The following is a 17,840-nucleotide window of genomic DNA, read 5'->3' as shown; positions in this document are numbered from 1 at the left end:
GACGGAGGGAAAGCGCATGTTCGCAGGGGTGAAGGAGCAGCTCGCCGCGGAGCTGGACGAGATCCGCGCGGCGGGGACATTCAAGGAAGAGCGGCACATCGACTCGCCGCAGTCCGCGCACATCGAGGCTGGCCCGCTCGGTGCGCCAGCGGGGGAGGTGCTCAACTTCTGCGCCAACAACTACCTGGGCCTCGCGGACCACCCGGACCTCATCGCGTCGGCGAAGCGCGCCCTCGACGAGCGCGGCTTCGGGATGGCCTCGGTCCGGTTCATCTGCGGTACCCAGGACGCGCATCTGGCGCTCGAGCGCCGCGTCTCGGAGTTCCTCGGCACCGAGGACACGATCCTCTTCTCGAGCTGCTTCGATGCGAACGGCGGGGTGTTCGAGGCGCTGCTCGGGCCGGAGGACGCCGTCATCTCGGATGCCCTCAACCACGCCTCGATCATCGACGGCATCCGCCTGTGCAAGGCCGCGCGCCTGCGGTACGCCAACCGAGACATGGCCGAGCTCGAGGCCCGGCTCCAGGAAGCGCGCCAGATGCACGACGGCGCCGGGGCGCGTCGCGTGCTCGTCGTCACCGACGGAGTCTTCTCGATGGACGGCTACCTCGCGCCGCTGCGGCAGATCTGCGACCTCGCCGAGAGGTACGGCGCCATGGTGATGGTGGACGACTCCCACGCCGTAGGCTTCATGGGCGCTAGGGGCGCCGGTACGCCCGAGCACGCGGGCGTCTCGGACCGGGTGGACATCTACACGGGCACGTTCGGAAAGGCCCTCGGCGGTGCGTCCGGCGGGTACGTCTCCGGGCGTGCCGAGATCGTCGCAATGCTGCGCCAGAAGGCGCGGCCCTACCTCTTCTCCAACTCCGTGGCGCCGGCGATCGTGGCAGCCACCATGACGGCGCTGGACCTTGTGGCCGGCTCCGCGGACCTGCGCGAGCGGCTGTTCGAGAACGCTGCGCTGTTCCGGAAGCGCATGGGGGAGGAGGGCTTCGAGGTCCTGCCCGGCGAGCACGCGATCGTCCCGGTCATGTTCGGCGACGCCGCGCTCGCGGCGCGGATCGCCACGGAGATGCTCGCGCACGGCGTGTACGTCACGGCCTTCTCGTATCCGGTGGTCCCCAGGGGCCAGGCGCGCATCCGTGTGCAGCTCTCCGCTGCCCATACCGCCGAGGACGTCGAGGCCGCGGTGAAGGCCTTCGCGGCAGCGAGAGAGGCCGTCTCGGCAGGCGCCTGACGTGACTCAGATCACTCCCGGGCTTCTGCGGCGCCCCTTCCGCCGGCAGTAGGGGCCTCCTTACCGTGGAAAGTGCGAGGCCCGGCGAGCGACGTCAACGGCCGCCCACCGCGCCGCGCGGTGGCCACATCCCTGGCCACCGGGCAAGCAGGAGGAAATGCCATGAGCGATGTGGCTCCCATCCGGCACAGTGTGCGCACGGGAGGCTCCGGACTCAAGAACATGGGCGGCCTGTGGGGCGAGCTCCTCGCAGAATTCCTCGGGACGTTCGTCCTGATCGCCTTCGGTGACGGTGTCGTGGCGATGGCCGTGGCAGCGCTGCCCGGCTCGGGCCGCGCCCAGACCAACACGACCATCTTCCTCGCGAGCGGCGACTGGCTGCTCATCACGTGGGGGTGGGCCCTGGCAGTGGCGATGGCCGTGTACGTTGCGGGAGGGGTCAGCGGCGCCCACATCAATCCCGCTGTGACGCTGGCCTTCGCCGTGCGGCGACGGTTCCCCTGGAACAAGGTCGGGCCGTACATGATCGCGCAGGTGGCGGGCGCCTTCGTCGGCGCAGCCCTCGTGCTTCTGAACTACTTCCCCGCGATCGATGCCTACAACAAGGCCGTAGGCACCGGCCGCGCGGACCCGAAGGGCAACGCCACCTACTCGATCTTTGCCACATTCCCCGCCCCGTTCTACAACGGGAACAACATCGGGCCGCTCATCGACCAGATCATCGGCACGATGTTCCTCGTGATGCTGGTCGTGGCCATCATCGACCTGCGCAACACCGCGGTGCAGGCCAACCTCGGCCCGCTCATGATAGGCCTCGCGGTCGCGGCGATCGGAATGTCCTTCGGAGCGAACGCCGGATACGCGATCAACCCGGCCCGCGACCTGGGGCCGCGGCTGCTCGCCTGGGCGGCAGGCTGGGGGCAGGTGGCGATGCCCGGCACAGTGGAGGGCTCGTTCAGCTGGTACTTCTGGGTACCCATCGTCGGGCCCCTCATCGGAGGCGTGATCGGGGTGCTGGTCTACGACTGGTTCATCGGGGACGTTCTCCACGCGCGGATGAGGCTCGCGGAGGGGCCGGAGCCGGGTCGCACCGCTGAGTAGGGGCCGGGAAAGGCGCCGGGGAACGCTGCGACGAGCGGGGAGGGACTCCGCAAGGGGCCCCCGACCCCTCCTCTCCATCGCCCGTCACGGGTAGGGTGTGGCCATGACGGCCACATCCAGCAGTGCCTACGGCAGCGCCGAAGACGTCGACGTCCTCATCGTGGGAGGAGGCATCGTCGGCCTCTCGCTCGCCTCAGCGCTCGGCGGCCGATGCCGGGTCGCCCTCGTCGAGGCCGAGCCCTCGCTCGCGTACCACACCTCCTCGCGCTCGGCGCAGCAGCTCATCCCCAGCTACGGGCCCGCGCCCGTCAAGGAGCTGACCCGCCGCACGCTCGCTGCGCTCGCTGACGCCGCGGACGTCGGTCCGGACGGGGCCCGGAGGCTCATCTGGCCCAGCCGCTTCATGCTGGTCGGCAGCCGCGCAGCGGTCGAGGCCGAGTCGCACGAGGGCATGCGTGCCCTCACCCGCGACGAGGCACGAGAGCTCCTCCCCGCCCTGAAGCCGGAGGCCTTCGAGGCCGCGGCCCTCGACACGGACTCCGTCCGGGTCGACGCCGACGCGCTGCTGGCCTACCACGAGCACCGGGCGCAGGCGGCGGGCGTGGGCATCCACGTCGGCGCCCCCGTGCACACCGCGCAGCGAGTGGGGGAGGGGTGGCTCGTCGGCGCGGGCGCAGAGGGCTTCCACGCGACCAACGTCGTCAACGCCGCCGGCGCGTGGGCGGACGACCTCGCGATCCTCTTCGGCGTCGAGCGCCTGGGCCTGCAGCCCTACCGGCGCACGGCGGCCCTCGTCTCGCTTGCCGAACCGCTGGCTCCCGATGCACCGATGGTGGCCGCGGCGGACGACACCTGGTACTTCCGCCCCGACCCGGCGGGAGCCCTCGTCTCGCCGTCGGAAGCGGAGCCGTCCCTTGCCGAGGACGCCGTCCCGCGGCCGGGCGACATCGAGGCCGCGCTGGAGCTGATCCGCACGGTCGCCGACCTCAAGGTCACGGGGATCGTGCGGGCCTGGACGGGCCTGCGCACCTCGCCCCAGGACGGGCTGCCCGTGATGGGCTTCGACCCCGAGGCTCCGGGGTTCTTCTGGCTGGCCGGGCAGGGCGGCTATGGCTTCCAGACGTCCTCCGCGCTCGCCGAGGACGCCGCCGCCCAGCTCCTCACGGGTCCCGAGGCCCTCCGTTCGGGGGCAGGTCCGGTATCGGAGACAGCCAGGGCGTTCGATCCCCATCGCCTGTCCGTCCGGAGCTAGAGCATAGGAGTATGGCCCTCCTCATCGACAGCATCGGCGAGCTTTCCACCCAGCACCTCACGGGTGAGGCGAGCCCTGGATCCGGCGAGGGCGCCGGCGTGCTGCGGGACGCCGCAGTCGTGCTCGACGGCGAGCGGATCGCCTGGGTGGGGCCCGCCCGCCACGCGCCCGCAGCAGACGAGCGCTTCGACGCCGGCGGCCGCGCCGTGCTGCCCGGCTGGGTCGATTCGCACTCCCATCTGGTCTTCGCGGGAGACCGCACCGCGGAGTTCGAGGCCCGCATGGCCGGCCAGGCTTACGCAGCCGGCGGGATCGGCGTCACCATGGCCGCCACGCGGGAGGCGTCCGACGCCGAGCTGCGCCGTCTGCTCTCGGCCCGCCTCGCCGAGGCGGTTGCGGGCGGCACCACCTACCTCGAGACCAAGACGGGCTACGGGCTCGATGTGCCCCACGAAGTCCGCAGCGCGGTGCTCGCCGGCGAGTTCGTGGACGAAGTCACCTACCTTGGGGCGCACCTCGTCCCGGCCGGCGCGGACGCCCAGGAGTACACCGACCTCGTCTGCGGCGAGATGCTGAAGGCCGTGCTGCCCCACGTTCGCTGGGCGGACGTGTTCTGCGAGCGGGGCGCCTTCAGCGAGGAGCAGTCCCGCCGAGTCCTCACGGCCTGTCGTGATGCCGGCCTCGGGCTGCGGGTGCACGGCAACCAGCTCGGACCCGGGCCGGGAGTGCGGCTCGCCGTCGAGTTCGGTGCCGCCAGCGTGGACCACGTGAACTTCCTCGACGAGGCCGACGTCGAGGCGCTCGCTGGCTCGTGGGTGCACTGGACCGGCCCCGGCGGCGCCCCCGGACAGGCCGGAGAGGCTCAAGACTCCTTGGCCAGCCAAGACTCTTGGGCCAGTCAAGACTCCTTGGCCAGCCAAGACGCTTGGGCCAGCCAAGACTCCTTGGCCACGGCGGGCACCGTGGCCACCGTCCTGCCCGCGTGCGACCTCTCGACCCGGGCGCCGCTCGCCCCGGCCCGGCGACTCCTCGATGCCGGGGTCCAGGTCGCGATCGCCTCCAACTGCAATCCCGGCACGAGCTACACGAGCTCAGTGGCCTACTGCGTCACCACTGCCGTGCTCCAGATGGGGCTGTCCGTCCAGGAAGCCGTGCGGGCTGCCACGTTCGGCGGGGCCCTCGCCCTCCGGCGGCATGCAGGTGTCGATGCCGACGGCCAGCGGGCGGTGGGCTCGATCGCCGTCGGCCATCGCGCCGACCTGCAGCTGCTAGACGCGCCGAGCGCCACCCACCTCGCCTACCGGCCCGGGATGCCGCTCACCAGCGCGGTCTGGCGGGCGGGGCGCAGGGTCCGCTAGAGGCTGGTGCCCAGCATCGTTCGGCAAGATGGAAGCATGCCCGAAGCACCCGCCGTCGTCCGTTCCGCCTCCCGCGTCCGGTGGCGCGCCCAGCTGCTGATCGTGCTCGGGCTCTCGCTCGGGCAGTCCGCCGTGTACTCGGTGGTCCAGCTGATCGACAAGGCGACCCGCGCGCCGCTTGCGCAGGGCACGTCCACGCTCAACCAGTCGCGCAGCACCCGCGAGTACTTCGACCTCACTTACCAGCTGCTCGACATCCTGTTCGCGCTCGTCCCGGTAGCCCTGGCCCTGTACTTCGTGTGGGATGCCGTGGCGCGACGCCGGCTGGGCCGGACACCGTGGACGGTGCCGTTCCGGCGGCTCGGGCTCGACCTCAGCCGGCCGGGGCGGGACCTCCTGTGGGGTGTGGGGCTGTTCCTCGCGATCGGCATCCCGTCCTTGGGCCTCTACTGGGCCGGGCGGGCGCTCGGGATCACGACGGCGATCATCCCCAGCGGGCTCGACCAGTACTGGTGGACGGTGCCGGTGCTCATCGTCTCCGCGGTGCGCCACGCGATCGTCGAGGAGGTCATCGTCGTGGCCTTCATGCTCGGCTGGCTGCGCCGGCTCGGGTGGGCGGCGCCTGTGGCGGTGGGAGCGAGCGCGCTCCTGAGGGGCAGCTACCACCTGTACCAAGGGATCGGGCCGTTCGTGGGCAACGCCGTGATGGGCCTTGTGTTCTGCTGGGTCTACCGGCGCTATGGGCGGACGATGCCCCTCGTGGTCGCGCACGCCCTGCTGGACATCACCGCGTTTGTCGGCTTCAGCCTCGTGGGCAAGGCCATCGGGCTGGGGTGACCACTCGAGCGAACGCCGGAGACCCTGCAAGGTGCTGGCAGGGACCCCGCAACGGAACGGCAGGGACCCCGCAACGTGCTGGCAGGGACCCCGCAAGGTGCTGGCAGGGACCCCGCAACGGACTGGCAGGGACCCCGCAACGGAACGCCAGGGACCCCACAGCCGAAGTTGTGGGGTCCCTGGCGGCGGTTTGGGTCCCTGCTCAGATCGTGACGACGCCCTTGGCGGTCTCGAACGTCACGCTCATGATCCCCGGGGTGCCCTTCGGGGAGACCCACTCGACCTCGACGTCCTCGAGCGGCTTCTCGACCGGCTCACCGAGCCACTCGGTGACGCGCTCGGCCGAGCCGGCGATGGTCAGCTTGCTCAGGCGCACGGTGCCCGGGTAGGCGTTGGACGGGTGCAGCTCCGGGTCGCCCTCCCACTTGAGCACGTACGGAACCTGGGGGTCGGCGATGAGGCCGAGGATGCCGATCTGCTTCCACACGAGCTCGCGCCCGTCCGGGAACTTGCGGTTGCCGGGAACGGCGTGGCGGCCGAGCCGCTCCTCGATGGGCGCAAGGTCGTCGACCTCGACGCACCAGCCCATCCACCCGCCGCCCGCGGCGCTGCGGGCGCGCACAGCCTGGCCGAACGGCGCCTTGTCCGACGCCGGGTGGTCCAGGACCTCGACGACCTCGAGGTAGTGGTGGTTCGTCAGGGGGATGATCATGTTGCGGGTGCCGAACCGCGGGTGGACCCCTCCCTTGACTGCCTCGACGCCGAGGGCGTTGGAAATCCGCTCAGTTGTGGCCAGCAGGCCGTCCTCTTCGCAGGCATAAGAAACATGGTCCATACGCATGGAAGTCATGGTGCCACTTTGTGATGGGCGCCTCAGCTTAGGATCCCCTTATCGAGGTGGGATGTCCTGATCGGAGTGGTCCCGAGCTACTCGGGAGCGGCGAGCGGGAGGGTCACCTCCATGGTCGTCCCGCCTTCCCCCGTCTCGGCGATGCGCACGGAGCCGCCGTTGCGCACGGCAATGTCCCGCACGAGCGCGAGGCCGAGCCCGTAGCTGCGGCGCCCTCCGAGGAGGTCGCTCCCCGCGCCGGCATGGCGCTCGAACACCCGCTCCGGTGCCGGCCCGGCGATCCCCGGACCCGTGTCCGCGACGGTGAGCAGCGCCGTCGTGCCTCCGCTGCCGGTGGCCACGCCCACGGTGACGGAACCGCCCGACGGCGTGTACTTGATCGCGTTGTCGGCGAGCGCGACGATGACGCGGCGCAGCGGGGCCGGTGCGACGGGGACCGGAACCGGGGACTCGGGTGCTTCCGCCGTGAGCCCGATCCCGGCCTCGCCGGCCACGAGTGCGAGGTCGGCCACCACGTCGCGGGCGAGGGCCGTGAGGTCCGTCGGCTCGTCGGGGGTGTCGGGGCCGCCGGACACGCTGTGCAGGAGGTCCTCGATGACGTCGGCGAGCTTTGCCGAGTCCGCCCGCAGCTCCGTCAGGACCCCGGCGGCCTCACTGTCGGGGCCGAGGCGCCGCTGGGCAAGCTGGATGCGCGCGCTCAGCACGGTCAGGGGGGTGCGGAGCTCGTGGCTGGCATCGGCCACGAAGCGGCGCTGCAGCGCGAGCGACTCCCCGAGCGGGTGCACTGCCTGCTTGGCGATGAGGACGCCGGTCACCCCCGCGAGCGCGATCCCGAGGACGCCGCCCACCACGAGCGCCCCGAGGACATCCACGGTGTCCAGGAGGATCTGCGGCGTGCTGTGGGCCTCGTGTGCGGCGATCTCCGCGGGCTGCGACTTCACCCAGAGGAACACCGCGGCCGCGGCGATCAGGAGTGCGACGACGACGGCGACCGCCCCGGCGATCTGCAGGCCCACCTTGAGCGCGGCCCGCCGCAGGGCAGCCTCGTCGGAGTCGGCGGCTCTGGCCCGTCCGGGCCCCGCGTGTCCCGGGGCGCGGCGGCTCATTCGAGGCCCCCCAGCTGATAGCCGACGCCGTGGACGGTTCTGATCACGGTCCTGTCCGTCTTCTTCCTCAGGTAGTGGACGTAGGTGTCGACGACCCCCGGCGTGTCGCCGGTGTCGAAGACGCTCTCGAGCAGTTCCGCTCGCGAGTGGACGCGCGTCGGATCCTCGGCAAGCCGGGCCAGGAGCGCGCACTCGGCGGCCGAGAGCTCCACGCGGTGCCCGTACGGGGACGTCAGGACGCGCGCCGCGGGGTCGAGGTCCCACGAGCCGATCGCCAGCAGAGCCGGTCTGCCGCCCGCCGGCTCCCCGTAGGCACGCGTGAGGGCCCGCAGCCGCGCGGCCAGCTCGTCCGAGTCGAACGGCTTGACGAGGTAGTCGTTGGCTCCCGCATCGAGCCCCTCGACCTTGTCCGGGACACTGCCGAGGGCGGTCAGGAGGAGGATCGGGGTCCTGAGGCCGGCGGCGCGGACGGACTTCACGAGCGCCACGCCGTCGAGCTCCGGCAGCCCGCGGTCCACCACGAGCGCGCCCCAGTCGCGGCCGAGCGCGAGCTCGAGCCCGTTCCTGCCGTCGGCGGCGAGGGTGACATCGAACTCATCGCCGAGGAGCTCGGCCACGAGGGGGCCGAGCTGGCGGTCGTCCTCGACGAGCAGGACGCGCGGTCTGGCATTCATGGGTCACATTCTGCCAAGCGGGCCCTCGGGGTGGGCCGGACGGCGCCGGCCCCCGCCGAGGCGGCCCGGGCCTCGGGAGGCACGTGCCTCGCGGGGACGCCTGTGGCCTCGCGGAGGCGGAGGACTCCTCTAGGCCTCCGGGTCGCGCCCGTCGTCAACGCGCCCGTCGTCAACGCGCACGGGGGCCGGCTCTGGCTCGGCTCCCTTGAACCGCCGGCGCAGGATCTCGATGGCGATCGGCAGGACGGAGGCCGCCACGATGAGCACGGAGAGGATGTCGATGTTCTTCGCAATGAACTCGACGTGTCCGAGCCACACGCCGAGCAGCGTGATGGACAGGGACCACGCGACGCCGCCGAGCGCGTTCCAGCCGAGGAACTTGCGGTACGGGTAGTGCGCCATCCCTGCCACGAGCGGCGTGTAGGTGCGCACGATCGGCACGAACCGCGCCAGGACCAGCGCGCGGCCGCCGTAGCGGCCGAAGAACTGCTCGGCGTTGTCGAGGTAGGAGAGCTTGAGCACGCGGGCATCCTCCCGGAACCATTTCTTCCCCACGAAGCGGCCCAGGAGGTAGCCCGCCTGGTCGCCCGCCACCGCGGCCACCGCGACCACGAGGATCAGCACCGGCAGGCTCAGGCCCAGCTGGGCGTGCAGGAGCCCCACGGTGAACAGCAGCGAGTCGCCGGGCAGGAACGGGAAGAGGAGGCCCGATTCGATGAAGACGATGATCGCGACGACGGCGAGGACCCAGGGTCCGGCGCCGGTCAACAGGGCAGTGGGGTCGAGCATGGCTCAGCGGCTTTCGAGACGGGTGATGAAGGGGACCTTCGCGAGGATGGGCGGCGCGATGCGGTTCCAGAGGCCGGAGAACAGCAGGATCCCGGCGATGGAGGCGGGGAAGGATGCGATGACGTCCATCGGGTAGTGGACCCCCACGTAGATGCGCGTGTAGGCGGCGAACGCTGAGAAGGCCAGACCGCCGACCAGGACCCACAGGGCCCAGCGCCGGTGCCGGAACAGGAAGTACAGCGCGATCGTCAGGGAGACCGCGAAGCACACGTGGCCGCTGGGGAAGCTGTTGGGGTCCATGTCCGGCGAGATCGGGTTGGCCAGCAGGTGCGCGTCCGGGCGGTGGCGGTGCACCGCGTACTTGAACAGCAGGCTGTACACCCAGCCGAATCCGGTGATGCCCACGACGGCGATCGCGTCCACGGGCGTCCGGCGCACGGCCCACAGGACCACGAGGAGGAGGACAAGGATGACGATCGCCCCCCGCGGCCCGAGAATCTGCTCGATGGCGAGGGAGACCGTGTTGAACCAGCCCACGTGATTCGTGCTGAGCCACTGGTCGATGGCGAGCTCGGACCGGGTGTAGGAGGTGGTCGTCGCCCCGAAGCCGAGGGCGAGCACCACGACGCTCATGACCACGGGCACCAGGACCCAGTGCTTGAGCGTGGGCAGGCGGGTCAGGCTGCTGCGGGCGGGCCGCCCGGCGAGAGAGCCGTGTTCCGCTGCGGCATAGTCGGAGGTCATCATGGGACCAGCGTGGACCCCCCTGTCTAAGACGGTTCTAAGAAGCGGGACTGGAAGAGCCCACGCCCTCGGCTGCCCGCTCCCAATCGGAACGATCGTGCCGGTCTTCGGGATACGCCGTGGCTTGACTCACACCCCGCGCACCTCCAAGCTAGGAAGCGGAACGAACGTTCCGGAAGGCCCGGACTGCGGGTGGAGGTGTGCACGGGTGGACCGGCTGAGCCGCGCGGTCGCGGACGAGGTGAGGGGCCGGCGTCGTGCGCTCGGGCTCACGCAGCAGGACCTGGCCGAGCTCGCGGGCGTCAGCGAGCGGTTCATCCGCTTCGTCGAGCAGGCCAAACCCAGCGTCCAGCTCGACACTCTCGAGGCAGTCCTCGCCGCCCTCGGCCTTGAGCTGCGCGTCGTTCCGAGCGGCAGTTCCGGGGACGGCGCACGGTGACCCGGCATCGGATCGCCGACGTCTACAAGGCGGGTGTCCTCGCGGCGCGGCTCGAGCGGGCCGAGGGTGGTACGCGCTTCTCGTATTTGCCGTCCTATCTCGCCCAGGGCGCCGAGCCGGTGGCCAGTACGCTGCCGCTCACGCCGAGGCCGGTGATCACGGGCGCGGGATCCGTCCCTCCGTTCTTCACGGGCCTCCTGCCTGAGGGACGCCGCCTCGCCTCCCTGCGCCGGGCGGTCAAGACGAGCGCCGACGACGAGCTCGGCCTCCTCATGGCAGCCGGCTCGGACCCCGTCGGCGACGTGCAGATCGTCCCCCACGGCGAGCCCCCTCCCGGTGACCTCGCGGGCCCGGGCGACCAGCACGCCGTCGTGCTCGATCCCCGCCGCGCCCCCGACTTCGCGGCGCTCCTCGACGACCCCGGGCTCGTCGACCCGAAGGCGCTCGCCGGCGTGCAGGACAAGGTCAGCGCCGGGATGATCTCCGTGCCCGCAGCACAGGCCGGCCGGCGGTACATCCTCAAGCTCAACGCGCCGGAATTCCCGCACGTCGTCGAGAACGAGCACCTCATGTACCGGTACGCCGCCCGGCTCAGGATCCCGGTGAGTGGGGTCAAGCTCGTGCATGACGTCGCGGGCCGTGCCGGGCTGCTCGTCGAGCGGTTCGACCGGCCGCCCGCCGCAGATGCGGCGGCCGGGAGCGCGGACGGCACGCGGCGCCTCGCCGTCGAGGACGGTTCCCAGCTCCTGGGGCTGTACCCGGCAGACAAGTACAACGTCAGCTACGAGGAGCTGTGCCGCGCAGTGGCCGGACACTGCTCCGCGCCGCTGCCGGCGCTGCGCAACCTCGCACTCCAGGGGGCCTTCGCGTGGCTGACCGGGAACGGGGACCTGCACGCGAAGAATGTCTCCGTGGTGCAGGGCCTCGCAGTGCCGGGGGAGTGGGGCGTCGCTCCGGTCTATGACATCCCCTCCACCGTCCCCTACGGCGACAAGTCCCTCGCGCTGCCGCTGGGCGGCAAGCGGACCGGCGTCTCCCGCCGCCATTTCCTGGTCTGGGCCGAGGGCATCGGGCTCCCGCGCCGGGCCGCGGAGGGAGTGGTCGCGGCCGCGCTCCGGGCCGCGGGTCCCCTCGTGGAAGACCTCGCGGACGACGCCGGGCCCTCGCCGTTCGCGCCGCCTGCCACCCGGGCGTGGGCCAAGGAGCTGCGCCACCGCCGCCGCCTCATGGAGGGGTGAGCGCGCCGTCGCAAGCCGCCGGTTCACAGACGGTCACACATTGCCTACTGCATGGGGGCCGCCCCTACACTCGATCCAGGTCATGAGCGCCAGCGCCAAACCCCGGTTCGCTGGCCGGCAACCCTCCTGATGCGGTGGGGTGCCCCGGGTGAAGACCTGGGCCGGCGAGAGCCGCCGGTCAAGCGCAGCGCAAAGGAGCTTGCTATGTCCAGCAACCCCCAGTGGTCCTTCGAGACCCGCCAGATCCACGTCGGCCAGACCCCCGATTCCGAGACGGGCGCGCGGGCCCTGCCGATCTACCAGACCACCTCGTTCGTCTTCCCGAGCGCCGAGAGTGCCGCGGCCCGGTTCGCCCTCGCCGAGCTGGCCCCGATCTACACGCGTATCGGCAATCCGACGCAGGACGCGGTCGAGCAGCGCATCGCAAGCCTCGAGGGCGGTGTGGCGGCGCTCCTGCTGGCCTCCGGCCAGGCCGCCACGACGTATTCCCTGCTCAACGTCGCCGAGTCCGGCGACCACGTCGTCGCCTCTGCGGCGCTCTACGGCGGCACCTACAACCTACTCAAGCACACGTTCAAGAAGTTCGGGATCGATGTGACATTCGTCGAGGACCCGGACAGCATCGAGGAGTGGAAGGCGGCCGTGCGGCCCGCCACAAAGGCCTTCTTCGCGGAGTCGATCTCGAACCCGCGCCAGAATGTGCTCGACATCGAGGCCGTCGCCGCAGTCGCCCATGAGGCCGGTGTGCCGCTCATCATCGACAACACGGTGGCGACCCCCTACCTCGTCACCCCGCTCGCGCACGGTGCCGATGTCGTCGTGCACTCCGCCACGAAGTACCTCGGCGGCCACGGCTCGGCGATCGCCGGCGTGATCGTGGACGGCGGCAGCTTCGACTACGCGCAGGACCCGGAACGCTTCCCCGGCTTCAACACCCCGGACGAGAGCTACAACGGCCTCGTCTTCGCCCGCGACCTCGGCGTCAACGGCGCTCTCGGGGCGAACCTCGCGTACATCCTCAAGGCCCGGGTCCAGCTGCTGCGGGACCTCGGCTCCGCAGTCTCGCCGTTCAACGCGTTCCTCATTGCGCAGGGCATCGAGACCCTCTCGCTGCGCGTGGAACGCCACGTCGAGAACGCCCAGAAGGTCGCGGCATGGCTTGAGGCGCGGCCCGACGTCGAGGCGGTTGCCTACGCAGGCCTGCCCTCGAGCCCGTGGTACGAACTCGGCCGGAAGTACGCCCCGAAGGGCACGGGCGCGATCGTCTCGTTCGAGCTGGGCTCGGTCGAGGCGGGCAAGGCGTTCGTGGATGCGCTCACGCTCCACTCCCACGTCGCGAACATCGGCGATGTCCGCTCCCTCGTGATCCACCCGGCGTCGACCACACACTCGCAGCTCACCGAGGCCCAGCAGCGCGCCGCCGGCGTTACCCCCGGCCTCGTGCGGCTCGCGGTGGGGCTCGAGAACATCGACGACATCCTCGCAGACCTCGAGGCGGGCTTCGCCGCGGCCGCGGGAACGGACTCCGCCGCGTCGGCTCAGGCCGCCGCGGTGCCCGTCGCGTGACGCTCGCGGAGCGCCCGGCGATCGAGGACAGCACCACCCGCGAAGACGGCGGGCGCACGACGGCGGCGCGGCAGGACGGCGTCCTGCGCACCGTCGCGATCGGCGCGCTCCAGCTCGAGGCCGGCGGGGCACTTCCCGAAGTGGAGCTGGCCTACGAGACCTGGGGGACCCTGAACGCGGATGCCTCGAACGCGGTGCTCGTCCAGCACGCGCTCACGGGAGACACCCATGTTGCCCAGGGCGATGGAGACGAGCCGGGCTGGTGGGACGCCCTCGTCGGTTCGGGCAAGCCCGTGGACACGGACAAGTACTTCGTGGTCGCCCCGAACATGCTCGGCGGCTGCTACGGCTCGACCGGCCCGAGCAGCCTGGACCCGGAGGGCACCCCGTGGGGCTCCCGGTTCCCGTTCGTCACGATCCGTGATTCTGTGCGGGCCGAGGCCCGCCTCGCGGACCGCCTCGGCATCCGGCGCTGGCATGCGGTGCTGGGCGGCTCGATGGGCGGTGCCCGCGCGCTCGAGTGGGCTGCGACCTACCCGGACCGGGTGAGGCACTGCGTGGTCGTCGCGATCGGCGGGTACTCCACCGCCGAGCAGATTGCTCTCGCCCAGGCCCAGGTGCTGGCCATCCGCCAGGACCCCGCGTACCGCGGCGGCGACTACTACGGAGGTCCTGCCCCCGTAGCGGGACTGGGGCTGGCCAGGCGGATTGCCCACATCTCCTACCGTTCTGAGCCCGAGCTGAACTTCCGGTTCGGCAGGCGCGGCCAAGGAGCCGAGAATCCCGTCGAGGCGCCGGGCGCCGCAGCTGAGCGAGGCCGCTACCAGGTCGAGAGCTACCTCGACCACCAGGCCGAGAAGCTCGTGAGCCGCTTCGACGCCAACAGCTACGTCACGATCACCGAAGCACTCATGAGCCACGACGTGGGCCGGGGACGCGGCGGGATGCAGCGAGCGCTCGCTGGCGCCAAGGCCGAGTTCTTCCTCGCCTCGGTCAACTCGGACCGCCTCTACTTCCCGGAGCAGAGCGACGAACTCGCGCGCGCCCTGCCCGGCGAGGTGCCCGTGCACTCGATCGACGCCAAGATCGGCCACGACGGCTTCCTCACCGAGATCGGCCAGCTCGGCGGCGAGCTCCGCCGGAGGGTCTTCACCGGCTAGGCAGCACAGGAATCGCACAGGGTGCTCTCGGCAAAGCCACACTCGGCCACACCATGATGGAACCAGTGGAAATGTCGGTGGGCTGCAGGAGGACCTGATGGGCGAGAGCATACGAGAGACCGGTCGGCGCCGGGCACGGCTCGCCGCCACTGCTGTCGGCGCGAGCGGACTGATGGCGGCAGCGGCCGTTGCCGCCGCCGTCTACACGCCCGCCGCCGCCCAGAACGTGTCCACGACGGACAGCACGCAGAATTCAGGAACCGACGGCTCCGACAACTCGCAGCTCGGTCCGAGCTCCGGCTACGAGAGCGGCCACCGCTCACGGGGCAACCAATACCAGGGCAACCAATACCAGGGCAACCAGTACCAGGGAAGCCAGCAGCAGGGAAGCCAGCAGGGCGTCGGGCCGTCGCTGGGCGGCGGTCCGATGGGCCACTCGTCCGGGTCGTGACATGAGTGCGCAGATCGGACGTGCCGGGGCGCGTGCGTCATGAACGAGATCATGTGGGCCATCGGCCGGGCCGGCGGGATCGTGTCCCTAGGCCTGTTCACCGTGGTCCTGGTCCTGGGGATCGTGAGCCGTTCCGGCCGGACGTTCGTGGGACTTCCGAGGTTCTCGGTGGCACTCGTGCACCGCAGCACGTCCCTCACCGCGCTAGTCTTCCTCGTGCTGCACGTGGGCACGCTCATGCTGGACCCGCACGCGAAGCTCGCGCTCCAGGATGCCGTGGTGCCATTCATCGCGGGCTGGAACCCCTTCTGGGTGGGCCTCGGCACCGTCGCGTTCGACCTCGTCCTGGCCCTGACCGTGACTGGGCTGCTGCGCCAGCGCCTCGGCCAGCGTGCCTTCCGCCTGATCCACTGGTCCGCCTATGCCATGTGGCCGATCGGATTCGCGCATGCCCTCGGGTCCGGGACCAACGCGGGCGACCTCCTCTTCCAGGCCTACGCCTGGGCATGTGCGGGGGCGGCAGTGTCTGCCGTGCTCTGGCGCCTGAGCGCCGGATTCGCGGAGACCTCTGCCGCCCGGCTGGGCCGGGTATGAGGGGGGTGCTCGAGGTGGGTGGAGCACAGTCCGCCGCCGCTCCGTCTCCGGGACCCGCCGCGGTCGACTTCTCCGCCTTCACGTGCGAGTGCAGGCTGGTGGTCACGGATCCGCGCGTGCTCGGCCCCGCACGTGCCCGCCTCACAAGCTTCCTCGAGAGAGTCGACGAGGCAGCGAGCCGCTTCCGGCCCGACTCGGAGATCACAAGGCTCCAACGGACAGGCGGCGGGGAGGTCTCCCCGCTCCTCGCCCGCCTGCTCGGTGCGTCCCTCGATGTTGCAGAGCGAAGCGGTGGCACCGTGGTCCCCACACTGGGCGCCGACCTTGCGCGCCTCGGTTTCGGGCCCGGTCAGGCGCCGGCCGCGAGCGGGTCGACGCCTGTTCCAGCCGCGAGCTGGCGCCGGATCCATCTCGAGGGCAGCACAGTGAGGCTCCCACCCGGCGTCGTCCTCGATCTCGGTGCGAGCGCGAAGGCCGCCGCGGCGGACATGGCAGCGAAAGACCTGCACGAGGCGTTCGGTACCTCCGTCCTCGTCTCGCTGGGCGGCGACATCGCCACCGCCGGGGCGGACCCGTGGGAAGTGCGCGTCCAGGACCTCCCGGGCGACCCCGCCACCCAAGTGAGCCTCACCGGCGGCTGGGCGCTCGCGACGTCGAGCACGCAGAAGCGCCGGAGCGGCCTCGGATCCGCGGGGGCCCACCACATCCTCGATCCGTGGACCTCGCTCCCCGCGCCGGCCCACTTGCGCACGGTCTCCGTCGCGGCCCCGGACTGCCTGAGCGCCAACATGGCGAGCACGGCCGCGGTCGTGCTCGGCGGCGGCGCCACCGCCTGGCTGCGGAAGCTCGGATTCCCCGCCCGGCTCGTGCGAGCCGATGGTGATGTCCTCGAGCTCAACGGCTGGCCGACCGAGCGGGAGGATCTGAGATGGACGCGATGACAGGACTCCGCACGAGGATCTCCGTGCTCGGCACGGGACGACTCTTCGCCGCCGCCGGCCAGCGGCTCGCGGACCACGAGGCTGCGTACGGTCCCCGCAAGCAGGGGTGGGGCCGGAAAGCCCTGCTCGCCGAGCTCGAGGCGTCAGGACTCGTGGGCAGGGGAGGCGCAGGCTTCCCCGCCTGGCGCAAGCTCTCCGCGGTCACCGCGCGAGGCGCTCTCGCGCGCGGCCCCGTCGTCGTCGCGAATGGTTCTGAGGGGGAGCCCCTCAGCCGCAAGGACGCCGCGCTCCTGCAGAACGCCCCTCACCTCGTCATCGACGGGCTGCTGACCGCGGGGGAGGCCGTGGGAGCCTCGGCGCTGTTCCTCTACGCTCCGAGGGAGTCGCTGTCCGCGGTCCGCCGGGCCGCGGCCGAGCGGAAGGACGCCCGCCGCATCAAATTCGTCGAGGCGCCCCACGCCTTCGTCGCCGGCGAGGCGTCCGCCGTCATCAACGCGCTCGAGACGGGTGTCGCGCTCCCGCGCGACACCATCGCCCGGCTCGGTGAGCACGGCTACCGCGGACTGCCGACGCTCCTGCACAACGTCGAGACCCTCGCCCACCTTGCGCTGATCGGACGCTACGGCGCCGACTGGTTCCGCGAGGCCGGCACGCGCGAGGATCCGGGAACCCGGCTCGTCACCCTCTCGGGGGACGAGGTGCCGGAGGACGCCGTCATAGAGGTTGCCGGCGGCGCGACCCTGCGGGAGATCCTCAGGGCCGACGGCGTCGACCCGGCGGGTCTCGCGGCGGTCCTCGTGGGCGGATTCCACGGCGCATGGGTGCCCCGCGACGCGTTCGACAGGCCCATGACCGCTGCGGGCCTCGCGCGCTTCGGTGCCCGCCCCGGAGCCGGCATCATCATGACGCTGGCACGCGGCAGCTGCGCCCTCGCTGCTGCCGCGCCGATCGCCAGGTACCTCGCGGACAGCTCTGCGCAGCAGTGCGGGCCCTGCATGTTCGGCCTGCCCGCGATGGCCTCGGCAGTGGAGCGGATCGTGGCGGGGGAGCGGACGCCGTGGCTCGCCTCGGAGGCGGAGCGGCTTGCCGGGCTCGTGGCCGGGCGGGGGGCCTGCCGCCATCCGGACGGTGCCGCGGGCTTCGTGCGCAGCACCCTCGCGGTGTTCCGCCAGGACGTGCTCGCCCATCTGGACGGCTGGTGCGCGGCCGCGCCGGGGAGTGCCTCATGAGCCGTACCCAGCTCGAGCTGCACATCGACTTCACGCGCTGCGATGGGCGCGGCCTCTGCACTGAGCTGCTTCCGGAACTCCTGGCCCGAGACGACTGGGGCTACCCCGTGGGACGCGGCGGCCGGGATGTGCCCGTCCCAAGCGGAATCGCCGGTGCGGCGGATGACGCCGTGGCCATGTGCCCCGTCCAGGCTCTCCTGCTGCGCAGGGTGACAAGGAGCTGACCGGGACGGAGGGTCTGGCCGCTCGGCGGGCGCCGCGGAGGGTCTCTGGC

The 17,840-nt window shown here is 71.5% G+C and carries 19 protein-coding genes and 1 riboswitch; of the genes, 14 read left to right on the top strand and 5 right to left on the bottom strand.

Annotated features, from left to right (window positions below):
- Nucleotides 1–16 precede the first annotated feature (16 nt).
- The 5 genes from IE231_RS07675 (at nt 17) to IE231_RS07655 (ending at nt 5,785) form a co-directional block, all read left to right on the top strand.
- Nucleotides 17–1,237, top strand: a complete 1,221-nt coding sequence (locus IE231_RS07675; RefSeq protein ID WP_189693359.1) for a glycine C-acetyltransferase — start codon at nt 17–19, stop codon at nt 1,235–1,237.
- A gap of 162 nt (nt 1,238–1,399) precedes the next feature.
- The gene (locus IE231_RS07670; protein ID WP_189693358.1) at nt 1,400–2,338 is read left to right on the top strand and encodes an MIP/aquaporin family protein; all 939 of its coding nucleotides are present in this window, start codon (nt 1,400–1,402) and stop codon (nt 2,336–2,338) included.
- Between the two features lie 103 nt (nt 2,339–2,441).
- Nucleotides 2,442–3,590, top strand: a complete 1,149-nt coding sequence (locus IE231_RS07665; RefSeq protein WP_189693357.1) for an NAD(P)/FAD-dependent oxidoreductase — start codon at nt 2,442–2,444, stop codon at nt 3,588–3,590.
- Between the two features lie 11 nt (nt 3,591–3,601).
- Nucleotides 3,602–4,948 (top strand): amidohydrolase family protein, encoded by a 1,347-nt coding sequence (locus IE231_RS07660; RefSeq protein ID WP_189693356.1) that lies wholly within the window; start codon nt 3,602–3,604, stop codon nt 4,946–4,948.
- A 36-nt stretch (nt 4,949–4,984) separates the two neighbouring features.
- On the top strand, nt 4,985–5,785 hold the full coding sequence (locus IE231_RS07655; protein ID WP_189693355.1) for a CPBP family intramembrane glutamic endopeptidase: 801 nt from the start codon (nt 4,985–4,987) through the stop codon (nt 5,783–5,785).
- A gap of 202 nt (nt 5,786–5,987) precedes the next feature.
- On the opposite strand, the gene IE231_RS07650 is transcribed toward IE231_RS07655, so the two are convergent.
- From IE231_RS07650 to IE231_RS07630, 5 genes are all read right to left on the bottom strand, one after another.
- Nucleotides 5,988–6,626, bottom strand: a complete 639-nt coding sequence (locus IE231_RS07650) for a VOC family protein (RefSeq protein ID WP_189693584.1) — start codon at nt 6,624–6,626, stop codon at nt 5,988–5,990.
- A gap of 86 nt (nt 6,627–6,712) precedes the next feature.
- Nucleotides 6,713–7,741, bottom strand: a complete 1,029-nt coding sequence (locus IE231_RS07645) for a sensor histidine kinase (RefSeq protein ID WP_189693354.1) — start codon at nt 7,739–7,741, stop codon at nt 6,713–6,715.
- Nucleotides 7,738–8,415, bottom strand: a complete 678-nt coding sequence (locus tag IE231_RS07640) for a response regulator transcription factor (protein WP_189693353.1) — start codon at nt 8,413–8,415, stop codon at nt 7,738–7,740. The genes IE231_RS07645 and IE231_RS07640 overlap by 4 nt, the downstream gene beginning before the upstream one ends.
- 129 nt (nt 8,416–8,544) lie before the next feature.
- The gene (locus IE231_RS07635) at nt 8,545–9,204 is read right to left on the bottom strand and encodes a VTT domain-containing protein (RefSeq protein WP_189693352.1); all 660 of its coding nucleotides are present in this window, start codon (nt 9,202–9,204) and stop codon (nt 8,545–8,547) included.
- Nucleotides 9,205–9,207: 3 nt separating this feature from the next.
- Nucleotides 9,208–9,951, bottom strand: a complete 744-nt coding sequence (locus IE231_RS07630; protein WP_189693351.1) for a phosphatase PAP2 family protein — start codon at nt 9,949–9,951, stop codon at nt 9,208–9,210.
- A 205-nt stretch (nt 9,952–10,156) separates the two neighbouring features.
- On the opposite strand from IE231_RS07630, the gene IE231_RS18205 reads away from it, so the two are divergent.
- The 9 genes from IE231_RS18205 (at nt 10,157) to IE231_RS07585 (ending at nt 17,790) form a co-directional block, all read left to right on the top strand.
- Nucleotides 10,157–10,387 carry a helix-turn-helix transcriptional regulator gene (locus IE231_RS18205; protein ID WP_229866571.1) on the top strand — a complete coding sequence of 77 codons (231 nt, stop codon included), beginning with the start codon at nt 10,157–10,159 and terminating at the stop codon, nt 10,385–10,387.
- Nucleotides 10,384–11,625, top strand: a complete 1,242-nt coding sequence (locus IE231_RS07620; RefSeq protein ID WP_189693349.1) for a type II toxin-antitoxin system HipA family toxin — start codon at nt 10,384–10,386, stop codon at nt 11,623–11,625. The genes IE231_RS18205 and IE231_RS07620 overlap by 4 nt, the downstream gene beginning before the upstream one ends.
- Nucleotides 11,626–11,703: 78 nt before the next feature.
- Nucleotides 11,704–11,816, top strand: a riboswitch (SAM riboswitch).
- A gap of 13 nt (nt 11,817–11,829) precedes the next feature.
- Complete coding sequence (locus IE231_RS07615; protein ID WP_189693348.1) at nt 11,830–13,191, top strand: bifunctional o-acetylhomoserine/o-acetylserine sulfhydrylase; 1,362 nt, start codon at nt 11,830–11,832, stop codon at nt 13,189–13,191.
- Nucleotides 13,192–13,211: 20 nt separating this feature from the next.
- Nucleotides 13,212–14,351 (top strand): homoserine O-acetyltransferase MetX, encoded by a 1,140-nt coding sequence (gene metX, locus IE231_RS07610; protein WP_189693583.1) that lies wholly within the window; start codon nt 13,212–13,214, stop codon nt 14,349–14,351.
- 97 nt (nt 14,352–14,448) lie between these two features.
- A complete protein-coding gene (locus IE231_RS07605; protein ID WP_189693347.1) occupies nt 14,449–14,802 on the top strand; it encodes a hypothetical protein in 354 nt (117 codons plus the stop codon).
- Nucleotides 14,803–14,841: 39 nt separating this feature from the next.
- A complete protein-coding gene (locus IE231_RS07600; RefSeq protein ID WP_229866570.1) occupies nt 14,842–15,396 on the top strand; it encodes a ferric reductase-like transmembrane domain-containing protein in 555 nt (184 codons plus the stop codon).
- 5 nt (nt 15,397–15,401) lie between these two features.
- Entirely contained in the window at nt 15,402–16,337 is a 936-nt protein-coding gene (locus IE231_RS07595) for an FAD:protein FMN transferase (protein WP_201896873.1), read from the top strand.
- Nucleotides 16,325–17,566 carry an NADH-ubiquinone oxidoreductase-F iron-sulfur binding region domain-containing protein gene (locus IE231_RS07590; RefSeq protein ID WP_201896872.1) on the top strand — a complete coding sequence of 414 codons (1,242 nt, stop codon included), beginning with the start codon at nt 16,325–16,327 and terminating at the stop codon, nt 17,564–17,566. Before IE231_RS07595 ends, IE231_RS07590 begins: the two co-directional genes overlap by 13 nt.
- The gene (locus tag IE231_RS07585; RefSeq protein WP_189693345.1) at nt 17,563–17,790 is read left to right on the top strand and encodes a ferredoxin; all 228 of its coding nucleotides are present in this window, start codon (nt 17,563–17,565) and stop codon (nt 17,788–17,790) included. The genes IE231_RS07590 and IE231_RS07585 overlap by 4 nt, the downstream gene beginning before the upstream one ends.
- Nucleotides 17,791–17,840: the final 50 nt, after the last annotated feature.

This window comes from Sinomonas cellulolyticus (assembly GCF_014656475.1).
In the GTDB taxonomy this organism is placed as follows: domain Bacteria; phylum Actinomycetota; class Actinomycetes; order Actinomycetales; family Micrococcaceae; genus Sinomonas; species Sinomonas cellulolyticus.
This window is presented reverse-complemented; position numbering and strand designations above follow the sequence as displayed.

Coding starts and splice junctions, on each gene's coding strand:
- IE231_RS07660 (WP_189693356.1), top strand. CDS start 3,602: ATGGCCCTCCTCATCGACAGCATCGGCGAGCTTTCCACCCAGCACCTC.
- IE231_RS07640 (WP_189693353.1), bottom strand. CDS start 8,415: ATGAATGCCAGACCGCGCGTCCTGCTCGTCGAGGACGACCGCCAGCTC.
- IE231_RS07675 (WP_189693359.1), top strand. CDS start 17: ATGTTCGCAGGGGTGAAGGAGCAGCTCGCCGCGGAGCTGGACGAGATC.
- IE231_RS07630 (WP_189693351.1), bottom strand. CDS start 9,951: ATGATGACCTCCGACTATGCCGCAGCGGAACACGGCTCTCTCGCCGGG.
- IE231_RS07590 (WP_201896872.1), top strand. CDS start 16,325: ATGGACGCGATGACAGGACTCCGCACGAGGATCTCCGTGCTCGGCACG.
- IE231_RS07650 (WP_189693584.1), bottom strand. CDS start 6,626: ATGCGTATGGACCATGTTTCTTATGCCTGCGAAGAGGACGGCCTGCTG.
- IE231_RS07600 (WP_229866570.1), top strand. CDS start 14,842: ATGAACGAGATCATGTGGGCCATCGGCCGGGCCGGCGGGATCGTGTCC.
- IE231_RS07635 (WP_189693352.1), bottom strand. CDS start 9,204: ATGCTCGACCCCACTGCCCTGTTGACCGGCGCCGGACCCTGGGTCCTC.
- IE231_RS07655 (WP_189693355.1), top strand. CDS start 4,985: ATGCCCGAAGCACCCGCCGTCGTCCGTTCCGCCTCCCGCGTCCGGTGG.
- IE231_RS07615 (WP_189693348.1), top strand. CDS start 11,830: ATGTCCAGCAACCCCCAGTGGTCCTTCGAGACCCGCCAGATCCACGTC.
- IE231_RS07645 (WP_189693354.1), bottom strand. CDS start 7,741: ATGAGCCGCCGCGCCCCGGGACACGCGGGGCCCGGACGGGCCAGAGCC.
- IE231_RS07605 (WP_189693347.1), top strand. CDS start 14,449: ATGGGCGAGAGCATACGAGAGACCGGTCGGCGCCGGGCACGGCTCGCC.
- IE231_RS07670 (WP_189693358.1), top strand. CDS start 1,400: ATGAGCGATGTGGCTCCCATCCGGCACAGTGTGCGCACGGGAGGCTCC.
- IE231_RS07665 (WP_189693357.1), top strand. CDS start 2,442: ATGACGGCCACATCCAGCAGTGCCTACGGCAGCGCCGAAGACGTCGAC.
- IE231_RS07585 (WP_189693345.1), top strand. CDS start 17,563: ATGAGCCGTACCCAGCTCGAGCTGCACATCGACTTCACGCGCTGCGAT.